Genomic DNA, 20,908 nt, shown 5'->3' on the forward strand with positions numbered 1-20,908 from the left:
GGACCCCGCGACCGGAGCTCCGGCGGCCTCGTTCACGGCTTTCGCGCGGCCTGCGCTGTTCGGATGAAAGGGCGGGGCGGCCCGCGCGTCCGGGGCGGGAAGACCCGGTCTCCCTCTCCGGATGGGCAAATCTAGTGGAAAGCGCACAAAGCGTGACCGTGTGTTGCAGGTGACCGGCCGCCGAAGCGAAGTCCGGAGGATCCCCATGAACGGCCTTCAGCTCTCCGTCGTCGTGCCGTGCTTCAACGAGGCCGAGGTGCTCGACACCTTCCACACCGCCCTGCTCACCGTCCTCGAAGGCACCGGTACCCCCTTCGAGATCTGTTACGTGGACGACGGCAGCGGCGACGCCACCCGCCGGCTCCTCGCCACCCTCGCCCTGCGCGACGAGCGCGTCCACTACACCGCCTTCAGCCGCAACTTCGGCAAGGAGGCCGCCATGCTCGCCGGTCTGCGCATGTCGCGCGGCGCGGCGGTGGTCATCATGGACGCCGACCTCCAGCATCCGCCCGAGCTGATCCCCCGCATGCTCGAACTGCACCTGCACGGCTACGACCAGGTCATCCCGCGACGCGACCGGGTGGGCGAGGGCATGGTGCGCTCCACGCTCAGCCACACGTACTACGCCCTGGTCCGGCGGTGCATGGACGTCGAGCTGATCGACGGCTCGGGCGACTTCCGGCTGCTGTCGCGGCGGGCCGTGGAGAGCGTCCTCTCGCTCCCCGAGAGCAACCGCTTCTCCAAGGGGATCTTCTCCTGGATCGGCTTCGACACGGTCAGCTTCCGCTACCGCAACAGCGAGCGCGTGGCCGGCCGGTCGAAGTGGGGGAGCAGGCGCCTGCTGAACTACGGCATCGACGGGCTCCTCTCCTTCAACAACCGCCCCCTCCGCCTCGCCATCTACACCGGCTTCTGGGTCTTCGTCTCCGCCCTGGCGTACGCGCTGTGGACGGTCATCACCGTCGTCCTGCACGGCGCGGACACCCCGGGGTACGCGACCCTCCTCACCGCCGTCGTCGCACTCAGCGGCATCCAGCTGGTCACCCTCGGCGTCATCGGCGAGTACGTGGGCCGCATCTACCACGAGACGAAACACCGCCCGCCCTACGTGGTGCGGGAGACCGACGTGACCTGCCGGACCCGGCCGGAGCGCCGGCTGCCGACCGGGCCGCTGGTCATCGGGGAGCCGGGGAGGCCGGGGGAGCCGGGGGAGCCCGCCGCGCAGGGGCCGCCCGCCCCCCGGTCCCGTACGGGGCGTCAGTTCGGCAGCTTCGTCCTCATCGGTTGCGTCAACACGGCCGTCTACCTGGGCGTCTACGCCTCACTGAACCGCTGGATCCCCTACCTTGCGGCCCATGTGGTGGGCTACGCGGTCGGCATCGTCTGCTCGTTCCTCCTCAACTCCTACGTCACCTGCCGGACGAAGCCGACCTGGCACGCGTTCGTGCGCTACCCGGTCTCCGCGCTGGTCAACCTGGTGGCGTCCGGAGCACTGCTCTACGGCGCGGTCAGCGGTCTCGGGATGGACAAGAACCTCGCCGCGCTGGCGGCCGGGGTCATCGTCACGCCGGTCTCGTTCCTGCTGGCCCGGTGGGCCATCATGTCGGGCCGCCACGCCGGGGTCTCCGTACCGGAGCGGGAGACGCGGCCCCTGCCCGGACGGCCGGTGCCGGACGCGCCCTTCTCCGTCCGGACCTCCGTGCGCTCCTCCGAGGACCGGTGAACAGGTGGACAAAGGATCGTGATGGCCGACAGCGCCCGGGAGACTGCCGTGTCGGACGAGCCGGCGGAGAGAGGCGGAGCCCCGGGGAGGAGACCGGAACACCCTCACGGGACCCGGACCGCCCTCTGGGTGAGCGCCCTCGCGCTCCCGCCCCTCGCCCTGCTCGCAGCCGCCTCCTGGTTCGGCCGGTGGGTGCGGCCCAGCGCCGACGACTGGTGCTTCCTCCCCGCCGTACGGGAAGACGGCATCACGGGCCTGGTCGGCACGTTCTACCTCGACGACAACGGACGCGTCGCCAACGCCCTGCTGGTCGGCGCCTACGCGAAGTTCCAGGTCGCCGGGCACCAGTGGTTCCCGGTCATCAGCGGCGTGCTGGTGCTCGCGGTCCTGTGGGCGGTGACGGCGCTGGCGCTGCGCCGGGGCGGCATCACCGTGCCGCGCGGGCTGCCGCTGCTGGTCGCGGCGATGGTGACCGCGCTCTTCCTCTTCGTCACGCCGAACACGTACAAGACGTTCTACTGGCCCGCCGCCTCGGTCTCGCACACCCTGCCACCGGTCCTGGCCTGCGCCGCCCTGATCCCGCTGCTGATCGCCCGTACGCGCCGGGGCAGGGGGGCCGCCCTCGCCGTCGCGCTGCTCGGGGGCGCCTTCATCGCCACCCTCTCGGAGGAGACGACGGTCGTGATGGTGCTGGTGCTGCTGGCCACGCTGCTCCTGAGCGGCCGTCTCATCCCGGCCACCGCACGGGCGTTCGCGCGCCGGTGGTGCGTGGCGGGCCTTGCCGGAACGGCGGCGGGCGGACTCGTCCTGATCACCTCACCCGGCTCGATCCACCGCCGTGAACGGTTCGGGGCACAGACCACGTCGCTGCTCGCCCCCGACTCGCTCGCCGCCTCCCTGCGGCACTTCGCGGAGATCACCGTCACGGTGGTCACTACCTGGCAGTACGTCGGCGCGGTCACCGTCGGCGTACTGCTGGGCCTGCTCGGCGAACGCCGGGACGGCCGCACGCCCCGCCCTCCGGCCCACTGGCCGCTGCTCGCCTGGGCCGGTCTGCTGACCCTCCTGCTCTCCGGCTACCTGTGCACGGTGATCGCGTACCCGGTGTTCCGAGACCGGGTGAGCGACCCGAGCGCCAACCGCCTGTGGAACGACTACCTCCTGCTGTACGTGGTCCTCCTCGTCGCGGCCGGGGCGCTGGTGGGCCTCGCGGTGCGGCAGCACGTACGGCGTACGGCCCCGGCGAAGGCCGTGTGCGCCGCACTCTGCGTCCTGGTCTGCGCCGGCCCGGCCGTCTCGCTGCTCAACCTGGACACGAACATGCGGGCCCGGGCGGAGAAGTGGGACGCGCAGGACCGGCGGCTGCGGCAGGGGGCGGCGGACGGTGAGCGGGTGATGCCGTACGAACGGCTCGTCGTCAGCGCCATGCTGGAGCCGTTCGGCCGGGGAGGCGCCAACTACTGGCCGGGCGGGTGCGTGGCGGACTACTACGGGCTGGATCGGGTGACGGACGGGACGCGAAACCCCTGAGTCCCACACCCTGACGGCCCGATCACCTCGGTGGCACCGGTTCTGCCCGGTGGGCTACGTTGGCGGCGATGACTACCGGGACGGCCTCGCGCCACTCACCGATCGGTTACCCGGCGCCGCTCTGAGCGCCGCGCGGGCCCCGCCTCCTGTCGTGCCGACCGCAGCTCACGACGTCAGCCACGACAGGAGAGAACGCATGCCCCCCCAGACCGAGACTCTGCACATCCCCACCGCGGACGGCCGGGCGGACGCCTTCGCCGCCTTCCCCGACGGCGGGGAGCGGCACCCAGGGGTGCTGATGTACCCGGACGGCTTCGGTATCCGGCCCGTACTGCGGGAGATGGCCGCCGAACTGGCCGGGCACGGGTATCACGTGCTCGTCCCCAACTTCTTCTACCGGCACGGCCCCTCACCGGTGACCGACCTTCCCGCGTACATCGGGGGCGAGGACCGGTCCGCCGTCCTCGACCGGCTGATGCCCCTGATCCAGGAGCACACCGCCGAACGCACCCTGCGCGACGCCGACGCCTTCCTCAGGTTTCTCACCACCCGGCCCGAGGTCGCCGCCGGCCCGGTCGCGGTCACCGGCTACTGCTTCGGCGGCCTCCTGGCGACACGCACCGCCGCGGCCCACCCGGGACAGGTGGCCGCGCTCGCCGCGTTCCACGCCCCCGTGGGCTCCGACGGGCCCGACGCCCTCGCCGGGATCACCGCGCAGGCCCACTTCGGCCACGCCGGGAGCGACCTGACACCCGAGGCCCTGCGCGAGCTGAACGAGACCCTGGACGCGGCTGGCATCGACCACACCTCCGAGATCTATCCCGGCACGGTTCACGGGTTCACCATGTCCGACACGGACGCCTTCGACCCGGCAGGACTGCGGCGCCACTGGGGCCGCCTGCTCCCCCTGCTCAAGGGTGCCCTGTCCGACGGCTGAGGCGTGCGACACCGGAGAACATCACTGCCGTGGGCGGGAGTTGAGCCGGGCCGCCTGGCGGGTCAGGTGGTCGCGTTCGGCGAGGTTCGGGGCCTTGCGGGCGGCCTCGGCGTAGAGCTGCGCCGCCCGCTCCAGGTCGCCGTCGCGCTCGTGGAGGTACGCCGCCACCGCCGCGTACCGGGGCAGCGCACCGTCCAGCTCCGCGAGGGCGGCGAGCCCGGCGCGCGGCCCGTCCGCCTCACCGACGGCCACCGCCCGGTTGAGCCGGACGACCGGGCTGTCGGTCAGGCCCGCGAGCTCGTCGTACCACTCGGCGATCTGCACCCAGTCGGTCTCCCAGGCGGTGGGCGCGTCGGCATGGAGCGCGGCGACGGCGGCCTGGGCCTGGTACTCGCCGAGCCGGTCCCGGGCCAGCGCCGCCTGAAGGATCTCCACACCTTCGGCGATCGCCACCGTGTCCCACCGGCTCCGGTCCTGCTCTGCGAGCTGGACCAGGCTGCCGTCGGGTCCGGTGCGCGCGGCCCGCCGGGCGTGGTGGAGCAGCATCAGAGCGAGCAGTCCGGCCACCTCCGGATGGTCGATCGCGGCCGCGAGCTGCCGGGTGAGCCGGATGGCCTCGGCGGCGAGATCGAGGTCACCGGAGTAGCCCTCGTTGAAGACCAGGTAGAGGACGCGCAGCACGGTGGAGACATCGCCGGGCCGGTCGAACGGCACGCCGGAGACCGTGCGCTTGGCCCGGCTGCTCCTCTGCGCCATGGTCGCCTCTGGCACCAGATAGGCCTGCGCGATCTGCCGCGTGGTGAGCCCGCCGACGGCCCGTAGCGTGAGCGCGACAGCGGACGACGGCGTCAGCGAAGGATGCGCGCAGAGGAAGTAGAGCTGGAGCGTGTCGTCCGTGCCGGAGGCAGGCCCGGGAGCCGGCTCCTCCTCCACCGCGTCCTCCCGCCGCCGCCGGGCGGACTCCGCCCGGGTCGCGTCGAGGAACCGCCGCCAGGCCACGGTGACCAGCCACGCCTTCGGGTCGCGCGGCGGGCCGCCGGGCCAGGCCCGGACCGCCTCGATCAGCGCGTCCTGGACGGCGTCCTCGGCCGCCGCGAAGTCGGCTCCGCGGCGGACGAGGACCCCGAGCACGCCCGGGACGATGCTCCGGAGCAGTAGCTCGTCCATCGGTGAGGTCACTCCGCGATGGTCGGCGGCGCCGTCAGGAACGGCCGCAGCTCCAGCCACTCGTGAATCGGCTTCCCGCCCGCGCCCGGAGCGGCCGACAGCTCACCGGCCAGCTCGACGGCTCGTTCGTACGAGTCCACGTCGATGATCATCCATCCGGCGATCAGGTCCTTGGTCTCGGCGAACGGCCCGTCCGTCACCGGCGGCCGCCCTTCACCGTCGTACCGCACCCAGGCGCCTTCCGGCGCGAGCGCCTGCCCATCGACGAACTCGCCGTTCTTCTCCAGCCGGGCGGCGAAGTCGTTCATGTACTGGATGTGCGCCGCGACCTCCTCCGGCGCCCACCGGTCCATGGGCACGTCGTTGACGGCCTCCGGAGCGCCTCGGTAGTGCTTGAGCAGCAGGTACTTGGCCATGGGTTTCTCCTCTGTCGGGGCCGCTTCGTGGTCACCTTGCGGCTGCTTCCACCACGGGGACGGAGCCGGGCGCGGGTTCTCGACATGCTCCCCGAATTTCTTCGCGGACTCCTCCAACGGCCCGGGAGTGTCGGGCGGCTCCGGGAGATCCAGATGAAGCCGACAGCGAAGGTCCACCGCCCTCGGCGCCAAGGAGACGCACGTCACAGGATGGGGAGGAACCTCGGAGTCGATCACTCCCTCCCTCTAGAGGGATCCGCTCCGCCTTTCCAGTACCTTCATGTTCTCATCACATAAGTGATGAGAATGTGTTGATAGGCTGAGGGGGGCATCGCGGTGCCTATATCTGCGCCCGAGAAGCATGGGCGTTTGTGGTCCGGGGGGAGTCTTCGCCATCTGGCGGGGAGTCTGGTCCTGGCGCTGTCCGTCACGTTGCTCGATGGAAGTACGGTGGCCGCCGGCCAGCGCCAGGAGCCGACCGCTGCGGAGAAGCCGGCTGCTGCCACGCAGGCCGCGGACATCCGGTCGGCCCGGGTGGCCGCCCGGTTGTCGGGCAAGCGGGTGGAGGCGTTGTCGGAGCGTACGGAGACCTCCACGACGTGGGCGAACAAGGATGGTTCGCTGACCACGGAGTTGACGGCGGGTCCGGTCCGTTTCGAGGACGAGGCCACGGGTGGGTGGCGGGACGTCGATCTGCATCTGGTGGCTCAGGCGGACGGTTCGGTGGAGCCGAAGGCGCACCCGGAGGGGCTGAAGCTCTCCGGCCGCACCGGTACTCCGCCTGCCTCGCTGAAGGCGGCGCAGTCGGCCAAGGCCGCCGACCTGGTGACGCTCGGCGAGGGTGACGAGCAGATCGCCCTCCAGTGGAAGGGCGCTCTGCCCGCGCCGAAGCTGGACGGCACGCGTGCGGAGTATGTGAACGCCGTGCCCGGTGCGGACGTGGTCGTCGAGGCGACCCGTACCGGCTTCGAGCAGTACGTCGAGATCAAGCAGCGGCCCACGACCGACGGCTACACCTACACCCTGCCGCTGAAGGCCAAGGGCCTGGACGTCGAGCAGCAGGCCGACGGCAGCGTGGTGTTCACGGACGAGAAGAACAAGAAGACGGCTGTCATGCCGGCGCCGGTGATGTGGGACGCCACCGTGGACGAGGTCTCCGGTGAGCACACCCGCCGGGTGCCGGTGGCGATGAAGGCCGTGAAGAACGACGACGGGGTCGACCTGGTCGTCACCCCCGACGCGACGTTCCTCGCCGATCCGAAGACCAAGTACCCGGTCACCGTGGACCCCTCCACCTCGGCGCTCTCCAACGTCTTCGACACCTACGTTCAGCAGGGCGAGACCCGTGACTGGTCCACCGATGTCGAGCTGGACCTCGGCAACCCGGGCACGACGAACGCCAACGGCACGCCCCGTACGGCTCGTTCGTTCATCTCCTGGAACACCGCACCGATCGCGGACGCCTTGGTGACCGACGCCAGGCTCTCCCTGTGGAACTTCCACTCCGGCAACACCGACTGCAAGCCGCAGTCGTGGGAAGTCTGGGCCACCGGCGCCGCCTCCACCTCCTCGCGGTGGACCGCGCAGCCGGCGTGGAACGCGGTGAAGGCCACCTCCACCGAGACCAGGGGCAACACGGCTTGTGCCTCGGCTCCGGCCGGGTGGATCAACGCGAATGTGACGACCCTGGCTCAGGAGTGGGCCTCCGCCAAGGCGGCCCGGTCGAACATGGGTCTGCGGGCCACGAGCGAGACGTCGGTGCCGCAGTGGAAGCGGGTCAACTCCGCCAACGCCGCGAAGAACCCGCCCAAGCTCACGGTGACCTACAACCACCGGCCGCAGACCGGCACGAAGCAGGAGGCGGGTCCGCCGTTCTTCTCCTACGGCGGCGCGTACATGGTCAACACCGTGCGCCCCAGCCTGCGGGACACGTTCGTGGACCCCAACGGTGACAAGATCCAGGGCGCCTACCAGATCTTCGACAACGCCACCAACACCCAGGTCGGCGACGTCCTGCGCTCGGCGTTCGTCCCGTCCGGGCAGCCTGCCCCGGTGACCGTCCCGGCCGGGGTGCTGGTCAACGGCAAGACGTACAAGTTCCGCAGCAGCCCCTACGACGGGACGCACTACAACCTGGGCTGGTCGGAGTGGAAGACCTTCACGGTCGACACCGCCGCCCCCTCCGCCCCCACGAAGATCGTCTCGACCGACTACCCGTCGGACAAGTGGGTCAAAGGCGCCGGCCAGGCCGGAACCTTCACCATCACCCCGAACGCCACCGACCACAACTGGCTGGAGTGGACCCTGGACGAGGTGACCTGGACGAAGGTCGTCACCGGTGGCTCCACCGCCGCCAGAGCGATCAGTGTGACCCCGCCGAAGGACGGCACGCACGTCCTTCAGGTACGTCAGGTCGACAAGGCCGACAACAAGTCCGAAGCGATCGAGTACGCCTTCCACGCCGGCCCGGGCGGCATCGCGCAGCCCGAGGCGGGGGAGCGCACCGCGCGTCGGCTTCCGCTGGTCGCCGAGGCCGACGCCGCCAAGTACAACGCGGTGTCCTTCTCGTGGCGCCGTTCGGATGCCGATCCCTGGGTGAGAATGCCGCTCAAGGACGTCTTCTCCCAGGGCAGCGTGATCACCGCGTGGCCGGTTCCGCTCGTCAGCGGGAAGAACGCACCGCTGGTCTGGAACGCGACCGACACGGTCGACCCGGACGGCTCCGTACAGATCAAGGCCGACTTCACCGGCCCCGACAACGCGACCAGCAGTACCGACCCCATCACCGTCACCGTGGACCGGAACGCCTCCGGCGCGGCGACCGAGGAGATCGGGCCGGGGTCGGTCAACCTCCTCACCGGCGACTACAGCCTCTCCGCCACGGATGCCTCGTTCTTCGGCATGACCGTGACGCGCAGCGCCTCTTCCCGGGACCCGGACGGAGGCGCGAAGCTCGAAGGACAGGCTCCGATCTTCGGAAAGGAGTGGGTGACGGGCACCACCGCCGAACTGTCCGAGTCCGTCTTCGGCCACATCCGCAAGGTTTCCGACACCGCGCTGGACGTCGTTCTCTCCGACGGCAAGGCGATCGCCTTCACCAGTAACGCGGCCAGGACGGGATGGCTTCCCGAGCCCGGCTCGCAACACCTCACCCTCACCGGCCGTTTCGACGCCTCCTTCACCCTGTCCGACACCGAGGGCACGGTCACCACGTTCACCAAGGCCGCTCCGGCCGCGTCGACCTGGCAGGTGTCCAGCACCCTTCTGAAGGGGCTGACGCACACCACGACCACCACGGTGTCCGAGTCCGTGACCGTGAACGGCAAGCAACTCGCCCGGCCCAGGAGGATCATCGCCCCCACCTCCGCCGTGACAGCGGCAGCCTGCGAGGCGACTCCTTCCACCAAGGGCTGCCGCGTCCTGGAATTTGTCTACGCGACCACGACCACCGCGACCGGGACGCAGACCGACGAGCAGTTCGGTGACTTCGCGGGCCAGGTCCGCGAACTGCGCCTGTGGGCAACCGCTCCGGGCGCCGCTTCCGGAACCGCGACAGCCGTGACGGCCTACCGTTACGACACCAACGGAAGCCTCCGCCAGGTCTGGGACCCCCGGCTCAGCAGGGCCGGGCTGAACCAGTACGCCTACTGGGCCGGCCGAGTGACGTGGGCCCAGCCCGCAGGAACGCTGCCCTTCACCTTCACCTACGGCAATGCGGGCTCCGGCTCACTGCCCGGCGACGGCATGCTCCTCAAGGTGTCCCGGCCGACCCTCGTCCCGGGCACCGTCGACCAGCAGCAGGGAACGGCGTCCACGTCGGTCGTCTACGGCGTTCCGCTCACCGGGGCGAGCGCTCCGTACGGCCTGGGCTCCGCGGACGTCAAGAAGTGGGGGCAGAGCGCGCTCCCCGTGGACGCCACCGCCGTCTTCCCGTCCGACGCCGTACCCGCCTCCCATTCCGGCGGAAATCTCGCCGCGTCGGGGTACAAGCGTGCCACGGTGCACTACATGGACGCTTCCGGACAGTCGGTGAACGTCGCCGAGCCCGGCGGGCACATCTCCACCACCGAGTACGACCGGTTCGGGAACACCGTCCGCGAACTGACCCCCGCGAACCGGACGCTCGCCCTGGGCACCACAGCCGCCGAGCGGGCCACGCTGACGGATCTCGGCATCGACTCACGGTCCTCGGCCGAGCGGGCGCACCTGCTGTCGACCAGCTCGGTGTACGACCCGACCGGCATGCGGGAGACCGAGACGTTCGGGCCTCTGCACCGTATCGATCTGACCAAGGACCTCAAGGACGGCAACACCGTTCTGATCCCGGCGAACAGCTCGGTCCCCGCCCGTGTCTGGACGGTGACGGAGTTCGACGAGGGCAGGCCCACCGACGGGAGCGCCGCGGTCAGCAATCAGGTCACCCTCACGATCAGAGGGGTCCGCGTCCGTGACCACTACTCGGTCATGGGTGAGAAGCGGCTGAATGCCACCCAGTACGACTGGGCGAAGGGCATCCCCACCCTGACTGTCCAGGACCCGGGCGGCCTCGGCCTGGTGAGCAGTGCCCAGTACAACGCCGCGGGCCAGGTCACGGGAATCCAGCCTCCCGGTGGCACGGGTGCGGACGCGGTCTCCAAGGTCGTCGAGTACTGGTCGGCCACCGGCACCGGATGGTGCAAGGGACGCCCCGAGTGGGCCGACCAACTGTGCTGGACCGGCCCGGCGGGGGACATCGTCGGTGGCGGCAGCAACCCCGCCAAGCTCGAGGACTCCACGATGGAGTACGGCCTCTACGGTCAGCAGGCCAAGCTCATCGACACGGCCAACGGGGTGACCCGCACGCTCTCACTGGAGTTCGACGCGGCAGGGCGCCAGACCACCGCGACGGTGAGCGGCGGCCTCGGCGAGTCCGTGCCGACGAGCACCATGTCCTACGATCCCGCGAGCGGAGAGCCGGTCACCGTCACTTCCCCCACGGGGGGAACCATCACCAAGCAGTACGACAAGCTGGGCCGGCTGATCTCCTACACCGATGCGGATGGCGGCGTCACGAGAACGGCCTACGACGGGCTGGACCGCCCCCTGACCGTCACCGACACAGCACCGTCGACCCGCACGTACACGTACGACACGGCGGCCGAGCCGCGCGGTCTGGCCACCAAGGTCGTCGACTCCGTCGCCGGCACGTTCGCGGCCACGTACAACGCCGAGGGGTCGATCGAAACCGAGCAACTGCCGGGCGGATACACACTTCGCCGGACGGAGAACACCCTCGGCACAGCGGTCAGCCAGACCTACACCCGTACCAGCGATGACGTCACCGTCTACTCCGACGCGGTCGCCCACACCGCCCATGGGAAGGTCAGCAACCGCGTCGGCGGGAGCAGCAGCCGCGACTACACCTACGACGGTGTCGGCCGGCTGACGGCGGCGCAGGAGACGACCGACTCGGTCTGCACCCGTCGCGCGTACTCCCTCGACAAGCGCAGCAACCGCACCAAGCTCGCCACCACGGTCGGCGAGGCCGGCCCCGCGTGTGCGACGGCCGGAGAAACCACTACCACCACCCACGCCTACGACAGCGCCGACCGTCTCACCGACGCCGGCCACACCTACGACGCGTACGGCCGTACCACGGCCCTGCCCGGAGCCAAGATCGACTACTACGTCAACGATCTTGTCCGGCGGCAGACCGCCGGCACCGAGCGCCAGACCTGGCAGCTCGACTCGGCCTTCCGCTTCCGCGGCTGGACCACCGAGACCGAGAGCGGCGGCACCTGGACCCGGACCGGCTCCAAGCTCAACCACTACGGAGGCGACGGTGACAGCCCCAGCTGGATCGCGGAGAACGGCACGGGAGCCATCTCACGCCACGTCAGTTCGCTGAACGGCGCTCTGGCCGCGGTCACCGACGAGACCGGCGCGACCGTGCTCATGCTCACCAATCTCCACGGTGACATCCGCGTCCAGCTTCCCCTGAAAACCTCCGAAAGCCCTGTCGTGCTCGACTCCGACGAGTACGGCAACCCCCAGGGTTCCTCGCCGGCCGGCCGCTACGGATGGCTGGGCGGGTTCCAGCGCTCCGCCGAGACCCCGACCGGAACTCTGCTCATGGGCGTACGTCTCTACTCCCCGTCCACCGGCCGCTTCCTGAGCGTCGACCCCATCGCCGGGGGGAGTTGCAGCGCCTACGACTACGTGTGCGCCGACCCCGTCAACCTCTTCGACAACGGGGGGACGGCCAAGACCTCGTGCAAGACCGTCTCCAAGACGTACCGCCTGTACGAGGGTGCCGTGAAGATCCAGCTGGGCACGTCCACGCTCCAGGCCGAGTTCTGCCTGGACAAGAAGGGGTACATCAAGAGCTCCAAGGGGTGGTCCAGCAGCGATGTGAACGGACTCGCAGCGGGGCTCGGCTGGTCGATCCAGTTCCATGGCCCGTCCCGCAACAAGAAAACGGCCACCTACCACGAGTGGGGGGACAGCGGTATGGCCCAGGTCTGCGCGTTCAAGATCCTCCCGGTCTGCGGCTACCAGGAGCGCTACGCCATCACCGTGTCGTACCACCGCAACAAGCAGGGGCCCGGGCTGTCCGGCCACAAGCGCTACACCACCAAGTTCCGCGCCTACTGCACCAACAAACACTGCAAACTGCGGTTCTCCTAGAGAAGCGCGGCACCTCCTCATCTCATGAACCGAAAGGAGGGGCGGGATGCCAGGAAGACGCTGGTGGCTGGTCATCGTCCTGATCGAGACGCTCATCTTCTGCACCATCGGCTACCACCTCAATGGCGGTAGCCCGAGCGTCCCTTGGGCACTCGCGGGCCTGGCCTGCGGCGCGCTCACGGTCCTCGTGATCATCAGGTCCCAGAAGAACCAGAAGAACTAGAAGAACCAGAGAAACCATGGTGCGGCCACCCTGACTCGCAGGGTGGCCGCACTCATGCGGCAGGCGGCAGCTTTCCGCCCGACCTCCTGTCCGGACCAGGCCCCGCCACCCGCCGCCGCCGTCCGGGTCCTCAGTACCCGAAGATCATCTTGTACGCCACCTCCGGCAGGAACTGCCCCGCCGCCGAACCGCCGCCGACCCCGCAGTCGCCGTCGGATTCCCCGGGGGTCTTCAGCCAGAGCAGCATCTCGGCGCCGCCCCCGCCGCCCGTCTGACTGACGGCCCCGATCCGGCGTCCGCCGGGATTGCACCACCCGCCGTTCGCCCCGTTGCCGTTGCGGCTGGTGTCGACGACGTACGGCTTCGTGTAGCCGTAGGACGCGGACAGCGCCGAGCTGATGGCGTTGCCGTAGGCGGTGTTCTCGCCGGTGGTGAAGTAGTTCGAGATGTTCAGCGAGAAGCCGTGCGCCTCGCGGGCACCGGCGCCGTCGAGGTGCTGGGCCATGGTGGCCGCGCCGATCCAGGCCGGGTTTCCGGCGTCCAGGTAGGTCCAGGTGTTGGGCGCGCGGTCGCGGAACTGGGCCAGGGCGCCCCGGAGCATCCCGTTGCGCTCAGCGATCCGGGCCTGGCTCAGGCAGCTGAAGTCGCCGAGCGAATCGGGCTCGATCACCACGAGCGCGGGGCGCGAGCCGATGGCCGAGGCGAAGGCGGAGATCCAGGCCTGGTACGCGGCCGGGGTGCCCGCACCACCGCCGGAGTGGCCGCCGCAGGCGTCGCGGCCGGGGATGTTGTACGCGATGAGCAGGGGCAGCTTGTCGGCGGCGTCGGCGGCGCCCACGTACGAGCCGACGGCGGCCCCGATGTCCCCGCTCCAGGCACCGAACCAGCGGGCCATGGGGCGCGATGCGATGTTGTCGCGGATGGCGGCGGCCCGCCCGTCGCCGGGGTTCGCGGCGGCCCAGGCGGCGGGGCCGGAGGAGGGGTCGGTGTAGAAACCGCTGGTCATGCCGATGGGGTCGGCCTGGGCTGCGGCGGTGGTGGGTGCGGTGGCGTTGCCCGGCCCGGCGCCGAGGGGGAGGAGCAGACAGGCGAACGCGGAGGCGGCGAGCGTACGGAGGAGTCTTCTCACGAGTGCGGCCCTTCTCTGGGAGCGCTCCCACTCCACGGCGGCCGAGGGGTGGGGGAGGGGGCGCGGGGTGGGGGAGGGGGTGCGGTGGGCCCATGGCGCGGGGGTGGGCCCATGGCGCGGGGGTGGGCCCATGGCGCGGGGGTGGGTCCGGGGACTGCCGCCGTCAGACGAGACGGTGACAGCGGGGCGGCCGGCTGTCAATGAGTCCGGCACGGCTGCGGCCGCCGGGTTCGGCGGGCTGTTCACCGGACACCCCTCCGTACATGACTGGGACGTCGTGGACCGCACGATGGAAGCGGTGGACGCCGTCGTCGGCGGGTGGCCGGACCCCGCGGCGCCCCGCCCTGACCCGCCGGACGGGCCGTAGGAATCACTCGGGCCGGTGAGCGTACGGCGGCTTCCGGCGGTCATCCCCGTATCCTGCCCGGCCGCGTGCTAGGGATAGCAGCAAGATTTCCTAAATGGGAGGTATGCCACGATGCGCACGACCCTTATCCGTGTGACGACCGCGCTCGGTGCCGCCGCCGCTCTGGCCCTCTGCGGCGCCGGTACGGCGAGCGCCGACAGCGTGGGCAGCTCCGGGATCGGCAACACGGGCGTCGGGAGCGCGGGCCTCCACAACGGCGGCGCCGGCAACGCGGGCATCGCCAACTGGGGCCTGGGCAACGCCGGCATCGAAAACTCCGGCGCCGGCAACGCGGGCATCGCCAACTCGGGTCTGGGCAACGCCGGGATCGCCAACTGGGGTCTGGGCAACGCGGGCATCGAGAACGGCGGCATCGGCAACGCGGGTCTCGGCAACACGGGCCTCGGGAGCCACGGCATCGGCAACTCGGGCGTGGGCAGCTCCGGCATCGGCAACTGAACCACGCAGCACGATGAGGAAGGGGCCGGGAGCGCGAGCTCCCGGCCCCTTCGGCCGTTCAGCTCGCTGCTGTGCCGGCCCGCAACACCTGCGCGCCCGCGTACTGAGCGCTGCTCCCCAACTGCTCCTCGATGCGGATGAGCTGGTTGTACTTGGCGGTGCGGTCGGAACGGGACAGCGAACCGGTCTTGATCTGACCGCAGCCGGTGGCCACCGCCAGGTCCGCGATGGTCGTGTCCTCGGTCTCTCCCGACCGGTGGGACATGACGACGGTGTAGCCGGCCCGGTGGGCGGTGTTGACGGTGGCGAGGGCCTCCGTCAGGGTGCCGATCTGATTGACCTTCACCAGAACGGAGTTGGCGACGCCGGAGCCGATGCCCTCGCGCAGGATGGCCTCGTTGGTGCAGAAGACGTCGTCACCGGTGAGCTGGCAGCGCGCGCCGACGCGGGCGGTCAGGTCCCGCCACCCCGGGAGGTCGTCCTCGGCCATGGGGTCCTCGATCGACACGATGGGGTAGGCGTCGATCAACTTGACCAGGTAGTCGGCCTGTTCGGCGGGGGTGCGGCGTACGCCCTCCCCGGTGTAGTCGTAGACGCCGTCGCGGAAGAACTCGGACGTGGCGGGGTCCATGACCAGGCCGATGTCGGTGCCCGGCCGGTACCCGGTGCGTTCGACGGCGGCCACCACGAAGTCGAGGGCCTCCTCGGCGGTGCGCAGGGAGGGCGCGAAACCGCCCTCGTCGCCCACGCCGGTGGAGTGCCCGGCGGCGAGGAGGTCGCGGCGCAGGGTGTGGAAGACCTCCGACCCCATGCGTACGGCCTCGGCGAAGGTCTCCGCACCGATCGGCGCGATCATGAACTCCTGGAAGTCCAGCGGATTGTCGGCGTGCGCGCCCCCGTTGACGATGTTCATCATCGGTACGGGCAGCAGTCGGGCGTCGGAACCGCCGAGGTAGCGGTAGAGCGGCAGGCGGTGGGCGGCGGCCGCGGCCTTCGCGGCGGCCAGGGAGACCCCGAGGATCGCGTTGGCGCCGAGCCGGGACTTGGTGGGGGTGCCGTCGACGGCGACGAGAACGGCGTCGAGGCCGGCCTGGTCCTCGGCCTCGCGCCCGGTGGCGGCGGCGGCCAGCTCCGTATTCACGTTGCGTACGGCCTGGTCGACGCCCTTGCCGTGCCAGCGGGCCGGGTCGCCGTCGCGGAGCTCGACGGCCTCGCGGGCGCCGGTGGAGGCGCCGGAGGGGACTGCGGCCCGGCCGATGGACCCGTCGGCCAGTTCCACGTCCACTTCGACGGTGGGGTTGCCCCTGCTGTCGAGGACGGTGCGGCCGGTGACGGAGGTGATGGCGGTCATGGGATGCCCTCCCGTTGTCGCATGTGTTCCGCCGGGTTCGGCTGCGGCGACGGTGGCGCGGGGCCCGGCTCCGTAGACTCTACAGCAATGCTGTTCAGCTGTGCTGTTTAGCTTTGCTGTGCAGGTGGACTGCGCAGTTCTGCTGTGTGAACGGCGGGCGGCTGTCCAGCGCGCCCGCGTTAAAATTCGGTATGTCCCAACCGGAATCCGCCGCCGTCGCGGCCGAACTGCGCACGGCGATGGGCAAGCTCACCCGGCGCGTGAAGCTCGAGGACCAGATGCCGCTCGGCCAGGTGGCCGTCCTCGGCGCGCTGGACCGCAGCGGTGCGATGACGACCAGCGAACTCGCCGCCGACCAGCGGGTCCGCCCGCAGTCCATGGCCCGGGCCGTCGGCCTGCTCATGGACCAGGGCCTGATCACCCGTCGTGCTCACCCGACCGACGGCCGCAAGAGCCTGGTCGAACTCTCCACCGCCGGGCAGACGCTGCTGGAGGAGGAGCGGGGGCGCAGGACGGACTGGCTCGCGCGGGCCATCGAGTCGGAACTCACGGGTGAGGAGCGGGAGCTGCTGGCGCGGGGCATCGGGCTGGTGGAGAGGCTCGCGGCGCACTGAGGAGGCGGGCGCGGCCGGCCGGTAACGGGTGGCGCTGCACGGGTAGTTCCCAGGCGCCCCGCCTCGCGCTCGTCCTATCCCGACCGACGCGGCGAACGGGAAGGCCGAGCACTTTCCCGCCTTGACGCGTATCGCCCGCACTCCTTCGGCAACCACCCCCTCCGGCTGACGCTGCCCGGCGCCCGCACCGGCACCGGCTCAGGCACCGGCACCGGCGCCGACTCAGGCGTCCGGTCGGCGGGTCTCGCTCCGGGGGCCGTGCCAGTCCAGGCACAGGACGGTGGCGTCGTCCCTGGGCGGGCGGCCGCCGTGGGCGTCGGCGACCGCGGTGACCAGGGTGCGGACGACCTCACGCGGGTGCTCGGCTGCGGTCTGGGCCAAGAGCGCGGGCAGGTCCACCGTCTCCGCTTCACGTTCCTGTGCGCCGTCGGTGAACAGGAGGATACGGTCACCGGGGCGCAGGTCGAGATCCTGTACCTGGTAAGCACCCTGCGGAGGGAAGCCGAAGGGCATGTCGACCCGCAGGGGGATCTCCTGGACCGAGCCGTCGCGCATCCGGAGCGGTCCGGGGTGGCCGGCGTTGACGAGCTGGGCGCGGCTCCCGTCCAGGGCGATGCGGAGCAACTGACCGGTGGCGAACGTCTTGTTGCCGTGATCGAGAAGGGCCTGATGCATCTGGCGGGCCTGCTCGGCGAGCTCCGCTCCGGCTCGGCGGGCGCCGCGCGAGGCGTTCACGACGAGGGTGGCGATGAGCGAGGCGTTGACGTCGTGGCCCATGGCGTCGGTGACGGACAGGTGAACGGCGCCGTTGTCGAGACTGAAGTCGTAGGTGTCCCCGGCGATGTCGCAGGCCGGAACCAGGGCCCCGGCGAGGGTGAACTCCGCCGCTTCGCAGGAGGGGGCGGAGGGCAGGAGCTGGCGCTGGATCTCCGCCGCGAGGCTGACCTGCGTGGTGCGGTTTCCCCAGTGGTAGAGGTCGGTGAAGCGGCGGTCGGCGACGATGATGTACGCCAGCGCGTGCGCGGCCTCCTCGACCTGTGCGAGCACGTCCTCGGTGACGGCTTCGAGAAACAGCTCCAGCACGCCGATGGTGTCACCGCGGTTGGTCACAGGAGCGAGTACGCGCCGGCCCTTTCCGTCCTGCTCCACCTGCATCAGCTTCTGGGAACGCAGCACCTTGTCGTAGATGCCGCTGCCGGCCAGGGGCACCCTTTCGGTCCGGTCCTTCGGGGAGGCGTCGGCCATATCGTTGACCCGCAGGAGGCGATTGCCGACCACGTCCACGAAGAGGAACGACACGTACCGCGCACCGAACCGGGTGCGCAGGTCGCGCGCCACGACATCGAGAGAATTCACCGGCGCGGCATCCCTTGCGGCCGCCAGCACTGCGGCCAGCCCCGTCCTGTCGCTCACCACAACCTCCTCGGGTAGAGAGTTGCTTATGCCCTCCCAGCCCTGACTCAGTGCCCCGTCAGAGAAACCTGGCTGGTTTATGGCCATAAATGCCCCTGAAGCGGTCGAGGTGTCGACGGGGCCACCGCGGGCGCCCCGGTGGCGCCAGAACGTTCCTCCGGGCGGGTGAGCTTGTCGTCCCCGTCGGCCGTGTCGGCGCCGCCTCCCGCGCGGAGGCGCTTTCAGTGGGTGGCAGGAATCAGTGTGATCAACTGCAAATGCCACCAAGCACGCACTATCCGGTCCATTCCGGTACGGGGTGGTCCGGGCCGGCCCCGGAGGTATCAGCCATGTCCCACGTCGGCGTCCCGCGCGGGACGGTACGAAAGCGCCGCTGGCTCGCGCTCCTCACGGCGGGGGTGCTCACGATCCCCGCGCTGGCGGGGTGCAGCTCCAGCGCCGAGGAGTCTTCCCGGGGGGTCCCGCAGGACATCGCCCCCGCCGCCCGCGACCGGGTCGCCGACGGATCGACGGTGACCTGGGCCGTCGACGCGATGCCCGCCACCCTCAACGCCTTCCAGGCGGACGCCGACAGCGCCACCACCAAGATCACCGGGGCCCTGCTGCCCACGCTCTTCCCGATGGACGCGGCCGGGCAGCCGAAGCTCAACCCGGACTACCTGGAGTCGGCCAAGATCATCGAGCGCGAGCCGAAGCAGGTCGTGCTCTACAAGCTCAACCAGCAGGCGGTCTGGAGCGACGGCCGTGAGATCGGCGCCCCCGACTTCGTCGCCCAGTGGCGGGCGCTCAGCGGCAAGGACTCGGCCTTCTGGACGGCCCGGAACGCCGGCTACGAGCGGATCGAGAAGATCGAGCGCGGAGCCGACGACCTCCAGGTCAGGGTCACGTTCGCCAAGCCGTACGCGGACTGGCGCTCGCTCTTCTCGCCGCTCTACCCGAAGGAGATCACCGGCTCGCCGGACACCTTCAACGACGGCGCGCGCACCGCCCTGAAGAACACCGCGGGACCCTTCCAGCTCAAGGGCGTGAGCAAGGCCAAGGGGACCGTCACCCTCGTCCGCAGCCCCCGCTGGTGGGGCGAGAAGGCCAAGCTGGACAGCCTCGTCTTCCGTGCCGTCGCGCCCGCGGACCGCACCAAGGCCCTCGCCGACGGCACCGTGCACATCACCGACGTCGACGCCACCACCGCCAACCGCATCGCCCTCGCCCTCCGCGAGGGCAGCAACGGCCAGCCGCTCACCCACGGCCCGGGCGCCGAACTCACCCCCGCCGCAGCCCTGCGCTCCTGGGCCCTGGCCCACGGCTCCGACGAGGAGCAGGCGGAGATCGCCCAGGCCGCCCGGGAGAGGAACCGCAAGGCCGTCGTCGCGTACGGGGCGGAGCAGAAGGCCCTGCGCGGATACGTCGTACGCAAGTCCCTGGAGCCCGCCTACACCCAGCTCGCGCTGAACGGCGAGTCCGGCCCGCTCGCGGACGACCGGGTCCGCCGGGCGGTGGCCCGAGCCCTGGACCGCCAGGAGCTCGCCGAGACCGTACTGAAGCCGCTCGGGCTCCCGGCGAAGCCGCTCGGCAGCCACCTGGCCCTGGCCGGACAGCCCGGTTACAAGGACGGCAGCGGGGCGCTCGGCGACCAGAACACCAAGGAGGCCCAGGCCCTGCTGGCCGACGCGGGGTGGACGCAGGGCGGTGCGGCCGAGAAGCCGAAGGACACCAAGGCGGGCAGCGAGGCGGAGAAAAAGGACGCCGAGGACAAGAAGAAGGACGCGGACAAGGACGACACGGAGAAGGCCGAGGCGGACGAGAAGAAGACCGACAAGACCGACAAGACCGAGGAGAAGGCGGAGAAGAAGGCTGCCGACAAGACCGAGAAGGACGAGGACAAGGCCGACCGGGCCGCGGCCGGCTCCGACGACAGCGCCGCCTCCCGCGCCGAGGGCCTCTACATCGTCGGCCAGGACAACAAGCCGGGCGCCGGACCCGTCCGGGCTCCCGACGCCTCCACCGCCACCCACGCTCTCTCCCCGTCCCGGGCCGCCGCCGCCCAGAGCCTCGCCCTGCTCCGTCAGGCGAGCGCCGTGAGCGAGGACAGCACCACCGCCGACGCCGCCTCGAAGGTCACCGCGCAGGACCAGGCCACCGTCCAGGACAAGGCCACCGCCCAGGACAAGGCCACCGCCCAGGACAAGCAGCCCGGTGGAGCCGCCGGAGCGTACGCCCCCCTGGGCACCGCGGCCCCCGCCCCCGCCTCGGTCAAGGGGCCGCTCGGGAAGGACGGCAAGTCGCTGACCCTGCGCTTCGTGCTCCCGTCCGGCGACGGCTCGCAGTCGCTGCGCGGCGTGGGCGAGCGGATCGCGGCCATGCTGGAGAAGATCGGCATCGGTACGGAGATCACCAAGGTGCCCGACGAGAGCTACTTCAAGGACCACATCGCCTCCGGCGACTACGACCTGGCGCTCTACTCCTGGCCCGCCACGGCCTACCCGGCCACCGACGGACGCCCGATCTACGCCAAGCCGGAACCGGCCACCGACGGGTCGCTCCTCGTCGAGCAGAACTACACCCGGGTCGGCACCGACCACATCGACCAGCTCTTCGACCAGGCGGTCGCCGAGCTCGACGAGAAGGCCTCACGGGAGCTGATGAAGCAGGCGGACGCCCGGATCTGGGCCGCTGCCGGATCGATTCCGCTCTTCCAGCGACCGCAACTCGTCGCGGTGGACAAGAAGCTGGCGAACGTCGGCGCCTTCGGTTTCGCGGCCCCCCGTTACCAGGACATCGGGTTCACGGACCGGCAAGCGGCAGGTTCCCCCGCAGATCGCAAGAAGTAGCAGGTCACCGGAAGAACCAGCAGGTCAGCGGAGAAAACAGCAGGTC

13 protein-coding genes are annotated in these 20,908 nt (G+C 70.6%); 8 read left to right on the forward strand and 5 right to left on the reverse strand.

Annotated features, from left to right (window positions below; genetic code table 11):
• Positions 1-205 precede the first annotated feature (205 nt).
• From ABZ154_RS18160 to ABZ154_RS18170, 3 genes are all read left to right on the forward strand, one after another.
• Positions 206-1,723 carry a glycosyltransferase gene (locus ABZ154_RS18160; protein ID WP_356833719.1) on the forward strand — a complete coding sequence of 506 codons (1,518 nt, stop codon included), beginning with the start codon at positions 206-208 and terminating at the stop codon, positions 1,721-1,723.
• 21 nt (positions 1,724-1,744) lie between these two features.
• Positions 1,745-3,253 carry a DUF6056 family protein gene (locus ABZ154_RS18165; protein WP_356833721.1) on the forward strand — a complete coding sequence of 503 codons (1,509 nt, stop codon included), beginning with the start codon at positions 1,745-1,747 and terminating at the stop codon, positions 3,251-3,253.
• 196 nt (positions 3,254-3,449) lie between these two features.
• The gene (locus tag ABZ154_RS18170) at positions 3,450-4,190 is read left to right on the forward strand and encodes a dienelactone hydrolase family protein (protein ID WP_356833723.1); all 741 of its coding nucleotides are present in this window, start codon (positions 3,450-3,452) and stop codon (positions 4,188-4,190) included.
• A gap of 21 nt (positions 4,191-4,211) precedes the next feature.
• Here the strand turns inward: ABZ154_RS18170 and ABZ154_RS18175 are convergent, their stop codons facing one another.
• Together ABZ154_RS18175 and ABZ154_RS18180 are read right to left on the reverse strand one after the other, a co-directional pair.
• Positions 4,212-5,357, reverse strand: a complete 1,146-nt coding sequence (locus ABZ154_RS18175) for a DUF6596 domain-containing protein (protein WP_356833852.1) — start codon at positions 5,355-5,357, stop codon at positions 4,212-4,214.
• Between the two features lie 8 nt (positions 5,358-5,365).
• The gene (locus ABZ154_RS18180; RefSeq protein ID WP_356833725.1) at positions 5,366-5,773 is read right to left on the reverse strand and encodes a YciI family protein; all 408 of its coding nucleotides are present in this window, start codon (positions 5,771-5,773) and stop codon (positions 5,366-5,368) included.
• Positions 5,774-6,223: 450 nt separating this feature from the next.
• Between ABZ154_RS18180 and ABZ154_RS18185 the strand changes: the two genes are divergently transcribed.
• Complete coding sequence (locus ABZ154_RS18185; RefSeq protein WP_356833726.1) at positions 6,224-12,439, forward strand: DNRLRE domain-containing protein; 6,216 nt, start codon at positions 6,224-6,226, stop codon at positions 12,437-12,439.
• Between the two features lie 46 nt (positions 12,440-12,485).
• On the forward strand, positions 12,486-12,662 hold the full coding sequence (locus ABZ154_RS18190; RefSeq protein WP_356833728.1) for a hypothetical protein: 177 nt from the start codon (positions 12,486-12,488) through the stop codon (positions 12,660-12,662).
• Positions 12,663-12,792: 130 nt separating this feature from the next.
• Here ABZ154_RS18190 and ABZ154_RS18195 read toward each other — a convergent pair whose 3' ends face one another.
• The gene (locus ABZ154_RS18195) at positions 12,793-13,791 is read right to left on the reverse strand and encodes a glycoside hydrolase family 6 protein (protein ID WP_356833730.1); all 999 of its coding nucleotides are present in this window, start codon (positions 13,789-13,791) and stop codon (positions 12,793-12,795) included.
• Between the two features lie 478 nt (positions 13,792-14,269).
• Here ABZ154_RS18195 and ABZ154_RS18200 point away from each other — a divergent pair, with 478 nt between their 5' ends.
• Entirely contained in the window at positions 14,270-14,656 is a 387-nt protein-coding gene (locus ABZ154_RS18200) for a hypothetical protein (RefSeq protein ID WP_356833732.1), read from the forward strand.
• A gap of 58 nt (positions 14,657-14,714) precedes the next feature.
• On the opposite strand, the gene eno is transcribed toward ABZ154_RS18200, so the two are convergent.
• Positions 14,715-16,007: a phosphopyruvate hydratase gene (gene eno / locus ABZ154_RS18205; protein WP_356833734.1), complete on the reverse strand. Its 1,293-nt coding sequence runs from the start codon at positions 16,005-16,007 to the stop codon at positions 14,715-14,717.
• A gap of 191 nt (positions 16,008-16,198) precedes the next feature.
• Between eno and ABZ154_RS18210 the strand changes: the two genes are divergently transcribed.
• Positions 16,199-16,621, forward strand: a complete 423-nt coding sequence (locus tag ABZ154_RS18210; RefSeq protein ID WP_356833736.1) for a MarR family transcriptional regulator — start codon at positions 16,199-16,201, stop codon at positions 16,619-16,621.
• A gap of 222 nt (positions 16,622-16,843) precedes the next feature.
• On the opposite strand, the gene ABZ154_RS18215 is transcribed toward ABZ154_RS18210, so the two are convergent.
• Positions 16,844-18,037, reverse strand: coding sequence for a PP2C family protein-serine/threonine phosphatase (locus tag ABZ154_RS18215; protein ID WP_356833738.1), 1,194 nt, complete (start codon positions 18,035-18,037; stop codon positions 16,844-16,846).
• A 326-nt stretch (positions 18,038-18,363) separates the two neighbouring features.
• On the opposite strand from ABZ154_RS18215, the gene ABZ154_RS18220 reads away from it, so the two are divergent.
• Positions 18,364-20,862 (forward strand): ABC transporter substrate-binding protein, encoded by a 2,499-nt coding sequence (locus ABZ154_RS18220; RefSeq protein ID WP_356833740.1) that lies wholly within the window; start codon positions 18,364-18,366, stop codon positions 20,860-20,862.
• The last annotated feature ends 46 nt before the right edge of the window (positions 20,863-20,908 follow it).

It is taken from the genome of Streptomyces sp. NPDC006261, from assembly GCF_040613515.1.
In the GTDB taxonomy this organism is placed as follows: Bacteria; Actinomycetota; Actinomycetes; order Streptomycetales; family Streptomycetaceae; genus Streptomyces.

Excerpts from the sequence above, each read along its gene's own strand:
- ABZ154_RS18160 (WP_356833719.1), top strand. The coding sequence starts at position 206 with ATGAACGGCCTTCAGCTCTCCGTCGTCGTGCCGTGCTTCAACGAGGCC.
- ABZ154_RS18165 (WP_356833721.1), top strand. The coding sequence starts at position 1,745 with ATGGCCGACAGCGCCCGGGAGACTGCCGTGTCGGACGAGCCGGCGGAG.
- ABZ154_RS18170 (WP_356833723.1), top strand. The coding sequence starts at position 3,450 with ATGCCCCCCCAGACCGAGACTCTGCACATCCCCACCGCGGACGGCCGG.
- ABZ154_RS18175 (WP_356833852.1), bottom strand. The coding sequence starts at position 5,357 with ATGGACGAGCTACTGCTCCGGAGCATCGTCCCGGGCGTGCTCGGGGTC.
- ABZ154_RS18180 (WP_356833725.1), bottom strand. The coding sequence starts at position 5,773 with ATGGCCAAGTACCTGCTGCTCAAGCACTACCGAGGCGCTCCGGAGGCC.
- ABZ154_RS18190 (WP_356833728.1), top strand. The coding sequence starts at position 12,486 with ATGCCAGGAAGACGCTGGTGGCTGGTCATCGTCCTGATCGAGACGCTC.
- ABZ154_RS18200 (WP_356833732.1), top strand. The coding sequence starts at position 14,270 with ATGCGCACGACCCTTATCCGTGTGACGACCGCGCTCGGTGCCGCCGCC.
- eno (WP_356833734.1), bottom strand. The coding sequence starts at position 16,007 with ATGACCGCCATCACCTCCGTCACCGGCCGCACCGTCCTCGACAGCAGG.
- ABZ154_RS18210 (WP_356833736.1), top strand. The coding sequence starts at position 16,199 with ATGTCCCAACCGGAATCCGCCGCCGTCGCGGCCGAACTGCGCACGGCG.
- ABZ154_RS18220 (WP_356833740.1), top strand. The coding sequence starts at position 18,364 with ATGTCCCACGTCGGCGTCCCGCGCGGGACGGTACGAAAGCGCCGCTGG.